At 41.3% G+C, this 7816-nt stretch carries 8 protein-coding genes; 3 read left to right on the top strand and 5 right to left on the bottom strand.

Going from position 1 to position 7816, the window contains the following annotated elements:
- Positions 1-978 precede the first annotated feature (978 nt).
- Positions 979-1782, bottom strand: a complete 804-nt coding sequence (locus tag F9817_RS23180; protein WP_161158579.1) for a MetQ/NlpA family ABC transporter substrate-binding protein — start codon at positions 1780-1782, stop codon at positions 979-981.
- 226 nt (positions 1783-2008) lie between these two features.
- Here F9817_RS23180 and F9817_RS23175 point away from each other — a divergent pair, with 226 nt between their 5' ends.
- Entirely contained in the window at positions 2009-2332 is a 324-nt protein-coding gene (locus F9817_RS23175; RefSeq protein WP_161158578.1) for a DUF1820 family protein, read from the top strand.
- A gap of 160 nt (positions 2333-2492) precedes the next feature.
- Here F9817_RS23175 and F9817_RS23170 read toward each other — a convergent pair whose 3' ends face one another.
- Positions 2493-2939 (bottom strand): DMT family transporter, encoded by a 447-nt coding sequence (locus F9817_RS23170; protein ID WP_161158577.1) that lies wholly within the window; start codon positions 2937-2939, stop codon positions 2493-2495.
- 5 nt (positions 2940-2944) lie between these two features.
- Entirely contained in the window at positions 2945-3379 is a 435-nt protein-coding gene (locus F9817_RS23165) for a DMT family transporter (RefSeq protein WP_161158576.1), read from the bottom strand.
- Between the two features lie 99 nt (positions 3380-3478).
- On the opposite strand from F9817_RS23165, the gene F9817_RS23160 reads away from it, so the two are divergent.
- Both F9817_RS23160 and F9817_RS23155 read left to right on the top strand, forming a co-directional pair.
- Positions 3479-4414, top strand: coding sequence for a LysR family transcriptional regulator (locus F9817_RS23160; protein ID WP_161158575.1), 936 nt, complete (start codon positions 3479-3481; stop codon positions 4412-4414).
- A gap of 201 nt (positions 4415-4615) precedes the next feature.
- Positions 4616-5752 carry a 5-methyltetrahydropteroyltriglutamate--homocysteine S-methyltransferase gene (locus F9817_RS23155; RefSeq protein ID WP_161158574.1) on the top strand — a complete coding sequence of 379 codons (1137 nt, stop codon included), beginning with the start codon at positions 4616-4618 and terminating at the stop codon, positions 5750-5752.
- Between the two features lie 143 nt (positions 5753-5895).
- Here the strand turns inward: F9817_RS23155 and F9817_RS23150 are convergent, their stop codons facing one another.
- Both F9817_RS23150 and F9817_RS23145 read right to left on the bottom strand, forming a co-directional pair.
- Positions 5896-6375, bottom strand: a complete 480-nt coding sequence (locus F9817_RS23150; protein ID WP_161158573.1) for a YbaK/EbsC family protein — start codon at positions 6373-6375, stop codon at positions 5896-5898.
- Between the two features lie 190 nt (positions 6376-6565).
- Positions 6566-7633, bottom strand: a complete 1068-nt coding sequence (locus F9817_RS23145; RefSeq protein WP_161158572.1) for an aldo/keto reductase — start codon at positions 7631-7633, stop codon at positions 6566-6568.
- Between the last annotated feature and the right edge of the window lie 183 nt (positions 7634-7816).

Raw genomic sequence — 7816 nt, 5'->3', positions numbered from 1 at the left:
GATTATATGTTTGTCAAGATGGTTTGTTATTAAAATTGAGAACTAATGATGTTGTTCTCAATATTAAGACAGTTTTTGATATTAAATTAATTGACTAACTCAGAAATTAATAAGAATATGAATGCGTATATTGTGAAACGAAATTTATACACAGCTCGGTAGCCTATTTATCGAGCTTTTTTTTTGTCTTAATAGTCTTCCCATTATTACTAAATCATTTCTTAGTAATATTTTTCATAACATTTCCCTTTTTCCTCATTTAAACAGTGATGAATCCTTAGCTATCTTTCACCTGATAGTATCCGTGTAATTTTATTTTTCGTGTTAAAAAAAGTAGTAAAGACAATAGGCTATAACTATAGGTATCATGATGTTAAAGGGGATAAATCATAAAATATCGATATTTTCTAATAGGTAATCTACCAAATTTCACTAATTTAAATAGAAATGTTGTTTATCAACATAGAACTATATATATATTTGTCATCTTGTTTTTAATCGATTAATAAGTTTTTGTTTTAAGTAGGGTAAATAATATGACCATGTGAGCGTTATAATGCACACGGTGAATGATAAAATAAATTCTAACGGGGAACTCATTCTCAGCTATTATTGATGCCCTGTACTAGTACAAAATATATAAATACAGAATAATATCGTGCTATTTCTCTTTATTTAAAGAAACAGCACGTCTAAGCTATGTATTCAGTAATGCAAATATACCCAAATTCCCTCAAGATGTAGGACTCAAAGCGTCATCAACGAGTCGAGGTCAAGCTCAGTTACAAAAGGAATGGCATTCTCTTTCAACGCGATGGGTATAAATCTGCATATTTTTCATTCGAGTAGAATATGCCAACTGACGTTGTCTTATTTAAATTTGTCCCATTAATAGAGCACTTAGCTTCATCGGCATCGTAAAAAAAACGCCCTTCAGGTGAAGAGCGTAAAAAAGTTTTGAGCAATTAACTGTAGTATCTAGAAAGCTGGCTCAATCGTGCCTTTAAAGGTTTTGTCTAAGAAGGCTTTGGTTTCTTCAGATTGAAAAATCTTCATGAACTTTTTGTAGTCTGCATTATCTTTGTCTTTAGCGCGAGCAGCGACAACCATAACAGCCAGTGGTGCATCTTTAGGTTCTAGATAGATGCCTACTTTCTTTGGGTCTAAACCGGAAGACATCACGTAATTCATAGTGATAGCAGCAGCATCAACATCATCAAGAGTGCGCGGCAACTGGGCTGCATCAATTTCAATAAATTCAATATGTTTTGGATTATCAATAACATCGTTGATGGTTGCGTTGTAGCCCACACCTGTTTTTAAACGAATCAGCTTTGCACTTTGTAGAAGCAATAAGCCGCGACCTTCGTTGGTTGGATCGTTAGGGATCGCGATACGAGCATTGTCTGGCAGTTCACTGAGTGATGACACCTTACGTGAGTAGATGCCCATACGCATTAAAATAGATTGACCGATAGACACTAAGTTAGAGTCGTGGTTTGCATTGTAGTTTTGTAAGAATGGCAAGTGTTGATAGCTGTTTAAATCAATACTGCCATCAGCCAGTGCGGCATCTGGCGTCACATAATCGTTAAATTTAACCACAGTGACTTTTAAGCCTTGTTTTGCCGCTTCTTTAGCGACGGCTTCAACCACTTGAGCGTGAGGACCCACGGTCGCTCCCACTTTGATTTCTTTGCTCTCTTTATCGCCACAGGCGCTCAGTCCAGCGGTTAAGATGAGTGTTAAGCAGATGTGCCCAACAGTTTTAAATCCTTTCATGATGTTCTCCCCAAAATAAGACGTATAGCCATCTAAACGCCCATCATAATGATAAATGGGTCTGTTGCAACAAGATTCGGTATTCCGTTTGGTTATAGTATGGATCTGCTTGAATTTTCACCGTTCACCCCAATATCATCAGTAGATAGAGAAAAAGGGAGTTTAGATATATAACTCTTTGAAATGTAATGGTGAGATGTATTAGGTACAGGTAAGAGAGTGTACTATGAGTCAAAAAAATCAGTTATATAAAGTGTCTTTCATTCAAGCGGGTCAGCGTTACGAAGTGTATGTTCGTGAAGTTGTGACGAGTAATCTATTTGGGTTTGTTGAATTGGCAGATTTTGTGTGGGACAACCATTCCTCTATTGTGGTTGACCCCAGTCATGAACGATTAAAAGCCGAGTTTGCTGGTGTTGAAAGAACCTATGTTCCATTGCACAGCATTTTACGTATTGACCAAGTAGCGGAGCAAGGTTCTGCGAAAATTGTCGACTTGGGGGATAAGGTCGCACAATTCCCCAGCCCCATTTATACGCCATCACGGTAATAAGTGAATAGTTAATCGGTTGCTCATCTCTATATGATGTATCGTATCAATAGATAATTTCTTGGTTTTTTGATTATATATGCTAGTCAATAATTGTGCTCCCCCGATACCTAACGGTATCGGGGGAGCAATAGAAAAGACTGGTGTTTATGAAGTGCTATTACTCTTTTTTATTGCTTGAATGAATAAAGAAGAGGGCGATGCCCAAACAGGCAACAGCGGCTAAACGAGTTGTAGAGAATGGAATAGTATCGTTGCCCAGCCAACCAAAGTTATCAATGAGCATGCTCATTGCAAGCTGACCAAAAATAACAGCCACAGTCGCTACAGCGGTTCCGATACGTTGCACCGCGAACACCATGATTAAGATGTACGGCACGCCACATAACGCACCAAGTAATTGCCATTTCGGCACATCAAATAGAGTGAGTGCTTGCTTAGGTTCAAAAAAGAAAATGAGCAAAGCGGTAACAATTGCGCCAACTGAAAAGGTTAAAAAGGCACTACGAAATACCCCAACCTTGCTACCTAATTGCCCATTACACGCAGCTTGAATACTTAGCACGGCGCCGCCAATAACGGCTAATAAAATCATAAGAATGGTCATGATGATTACCCCTCAGCCATTAAAATCAGTGCAGCGATAATAAAGAGCAGCGCGATAATACGTTTTTTATCCACTTCACGATGCGGTACACCAAACCAACCATAATGGTCGATGATAAGGCTCTTAAATATTTGTCCTGCTAAAATACCGACCATAGTCAGCGCGATACCAATACTTGGGGTCGCAAAGGTCAAAATAACCACGTATATAGGACCGAGAACGCCACCAATGAGTGTCCAGCCTGGTTGTTCAAAAAAAGAGGGGCTGTTGCGTGGGCTGAAAAATAACATCAAAAGAAACGTCAGGGCGGCTCCCACACCAAAAATGCTTAATGTTGCCCATAATCCACCGACTTCAGTACCCAATGGACCGAGTAAGCCGGCCTCTACTGACAGACTCATTCCTCCGAGTACTACAAGTAAAATTAATAATAGTTGCATGGTTTATTCACTCCGAAATTGAAGGTGAAGGAGAGTACATTAGGGAATAGTTTTAAAAAACGGTATAATTGGCTAATCACTTTTGCAGGAATTGCATAAATGCAGAATATCAGTGCGGTTAATGTCCGCTCCTTACAGTTTTTTATTGGGGTGTTTGATTCACAAAGCTTTTCAATCGTCGCTCGGCGTGAAGGTGTTTCTGCTTCAATGGTGTCCAGGATCATCAAACAACTCGAAGATTCATTAGGCCAACAGCTCTTCTATCGCAATACGCGTGCAGTTATGCCGACGGAAGCTGGGCGCTTATTTGTCGATTATGCGCGCAATGTCCTTGAGCAACTCGGAGAAGCGCAAAAAGAACTGCTCGAACGGCAAGAGGAGCCAACAGGGTTAGTCCGTATTAATGCCCCTGTTTACTTTGGACAAAAACACATTGCGCCGTGGCTGTCGGGATTGACGGACCGTTATCCTCAATTAACGATTGAGTTGCTTCAAACTGATGATTTTATTGATCCACATAAAGATGCCGCGGATGTGCTTTTTCGGATTGGGACACTCACTGATTCATCATTTCATGCACGAGTGTTTGGTACACAGCATTACTATCTGGCAGCTGCACCAAGTTACATTGAAAAGCACGGTATTCCTACCGATCCTAAAGAATTAAACAAGCATAAGAGCCTTGTTTATAAAGGTTCATCTGGTCAGAATCGTTGGCTATTTCGCCAACATGGGCAAGAGTGGCAGCAGTACGAAGTGACTCCATTACTTGCTTCAAACAACGCGGAAACATTGGTCAGCTGCGCACTGCAAGGGATGGGAGTCGTGCTGTTCCCTGATTGGTTAATCAGTGAGTATCTGCAAACAGGTCAATTAGTGCGCTTGTTATCCGATTACCATACTGCGGTTCATACCGAGCCTCAGCATATTGCGGCTATCTATCCTTATGCTCGTCATCCATCTTTAAATGTACGAGCAGTGATCGACTACTTTGTCGAGGTGTATGGTGAGCCTTTATATTGGTTAGTAAAATAGTAAGGGAGAGTGATACGCAGCACAGGAGCCGAAGAGTATTTGATACATTACTTATTTCGATTATAAGAATATGACCAATATTAATGATGAATTTGAATATTTTTCATGTTCAATATGAATAAAATAACATTAACAGCCATCTAGCCATCCATTAGTATGGGCTCATAATCATACGATAATAGTAATACAGAGGTAATCACAATGGCAATTCGTCCTCCATTCCGTTCAGATGTTGTAGGTAGTTACCTACGTCCCGATTATTTACATCAAGCTCGTGCTGATTTTAAAGCGGGTAAGATTTCTCAAGGCGATCTGACTGAGGTTGAAAACCGTGCGATTACCGAACTTGTTGAGCAGCAAAAAGCAGCGGGTCTGAAAGTGATTACCGATGGTGAATTCCGTCGCGGCTTCTGGCATATTGATTTCCTAGAAAACCTAAATGGTGTAGAAGGCTTTGTACCAAACCAAGGTTACAACCAAAAATTCCATGGTAAAGCAGCGCCTTCTTACAATATTCGTGTGATTGACCGTGTTTCTTTCAATGCAGATCACCCATTCTTGGGTCACTTTGATTTTCTAAAAAAAGTGGCAGAAACAGACGAAACATTCAGCGCAAAAGCAACCATCCCTGCGCCCACAATGATTCTGCGCCAAGAAATTCTGGCGAACGACGGTTCGTCTAAAATTGATGAAATCTACCCAAATCGTGATGATTTCTACCAAGATCTAGCACAAACCTATCGTGATGCTGTAAAAGCTTATTACGCTGCGGGTTGTCGTTATCTACAGTTTGATGACACCAACTGGGCATTTATGGCCGATGCAACGAAACGCGAAGAGCTTGCTGAAAAAGGCATCGACGTTCAAGCGATTGCGCAGGCATGTACCGATATCATTAATGGTGCCTTGGAAGGTAAACCAGATGATATGGTGATCACTACTCATATCTGTCGTGGTAACCACGCCTCATCTTGGTTGTTCTCTGGCGGTTATGGCCCAATTGCAAAAGAGCTGTTTGACACTAACTACGACGGTTACTTCCTAGAGTATGATAATGATCGTGCGGGAGATTTCGAACCGCTTAGTCATTGGCAAAACAACGGCAGCCAGATCGTGCTTGGTCTTGTGACTTCAAAATTCCCTGAATTAGAAGATAAAGAAGTGATCAAAGCGCGTATCAAAGAAGCTCAAGAGTATGTACCACTAGAAAACCTATGCTTGAGCCCACAATGTGGTTTTGCTTCAACTGAAGAAGGCAACAAACTTACCGTTGAAGACCAATGGGCGAAAATCCGTTTGATCAACGACATCGTTGCCGACGTTTGGACACAAGCGTAAACCGCTAGATTCCTAATTTATTCCAAATTTTTCCCACGGCTAAACCATACTTGGTTTAGCCGTTTTTTATTGTGGTGAAAACGAGAAATAAAAAAGGCAGCAAGCTAGGCTACCTTTTGACAAGAATTAAGTGAGTGGGGGAATTAAGCGCTTTCTGTTTCCATCTCTTTCGCCACATCTACCCAATCTGCTTGGCATACTTCAGCAAGACGAGCCGGCGTAACACGTACACCAGAGTTCGCATTACCGCCTGCAGGCAGAACGTAATCGTGCGCTTTTAAGCTTTCGTCACAAAAGATTTTTACCCCTTCACGAGTGGTGAATGGGCACACGCCGCCTGGGCGAAAACCGGTTAAGGGTTCCACTTCTTCACCCTTAAGCATTCGAGGTTTAATACCAAACAGGCGTTTGAATTTTCCATTTTGAATCTTAGCATCACCCGCCATAACGATAAGAGCTACGCCTTCTTCAAGACGTAACGACAAGGTTTTAGCAATTTGGCCGGGCTCAACACCAAAGGCTTGCGCGGCTTCAACCACGGTGGCGGTGCTTTCTTTTAATTCGGTCACTTCTAGGTCTTTAGCGTGCTGTGCGAGAAACTCTTTAACGCGATCGACACTCATGATATCTCCTTTGAATCTAGTCGGTAGCTGCATTGTGCATTGAACGGCAAATACAATTTTTAGTTGTTATGGGAATCCAATCCCTGCAACAGCCAGAATAACAATTCGTGATTAGAGATGTCATGCTCTTTTGTAAAATAGTCAACCGAAGCAATCTGTTTTTATCAGTTGCTTCGATGACTGATTCAATTTATTGATTTTCCATCTCATCGATATAGGGTTGTAGTAGATGTTGATCTATGGAAGATAAGCGTTCAGATGCTGTGGTTGCTTGATGCCAATAGGGATAAAGTAGCGGAGGCCGACTGACTTTATCTAGTTTTTCAATGTCTTCTTGAGTTAGGACTAAATTGGCTGCCTGTAAGTTATCTTGCAATTGTTTATCTGTTCGAGCCCCTATAATAACGGAACTCACTTTCGGCTTACTGAGTAACCAAGCGAGAGAAACTTGTGCGGCGGAGACTTCTTTTTGCTTTGCTATATCAACGAGAACGTCGACAATATCGTAAAGTTTATCAACGTCATATACTGGTGGTTCGGTCCAGCCTTGTAGGTGACGAGAGCCTTCTGGTGATTGGTGATCTCGGCGGTATTTTCCCGATAGCAGTCCTCCTGCCAATGGGCTCCAGACCAACACACCGACATCTTGGTCTTGGGCAATAGGTAACAATTCATATTCCGCTTCTCGTGCTTGAAGTGTGTAGTGAATCTGTTGCGTAATAGGGCGTAAATAGTGATTTTGCGCTGCACTACCCAGCGTTTTCATCAACTGCCAGCCAGTATAGTTCGATACGCCGTAGTAACGAATTTTGCCACTACGAACCAGGCTATCCATTGCTTCAAGGGTTTCTTCTAGCGGTGTAACACCATCCCACTCATGGATTTGATATAAATCGATATGATCGGTATCCAAACGTTTGAGCGATGCTTCACAAGCATTAATTAAATGATATCGAGACGCGCCTGCTTGGTTAGGCTCTTTTCCCATCGGAAATCGCGCTTTTGTTGCGATGAGTGCTTGGTCACGATAAGGCTTTAACGCTTGCCCCAAAATTTTCTCAGAAAGCCCCTCAGAGTACACATCTGCTGTATCGTAAAAATTAACGCCCGCTTCCATGCATAAATCAATTTGTGCTTTCGCTGCATCAAGTTCGGTGTTACCCACTAAAGCAAATTTGCCTTGCCCGCCAAATGTCATCGTTCCTAATGTGAGCGATGATACTCGCAGGCCAGAATGACCAAGCTGACGATATTCCATTGATAAACTCCTTGTCACTGAATTGATTGAGTTATGAGCTAAAACTCAAACCTTAACAAAACCACTTCTGGTGATGTTGTGAGATAGGGAGGGAAAACGAAATATTCATTCTTTTTATTAATTCATTATATGACTTAGTGGTTTTAATACTTATTTAATGCATTTTTTGAATCATATTTGTGC

The organism is Vibrio eleionomae, from assembly GCF_009874545.1.
GTDB classification, from domain to species: domain Bacteria; phylum Pseudomonadota; class Gammaproteobacteria; order Enterobacterales; family Vibrionaceae; genus Vibrio; species Vibrio nitrifigilis.
This window is presented reverse-complemented; position numbering and strand designations above follow the sequence as displayed.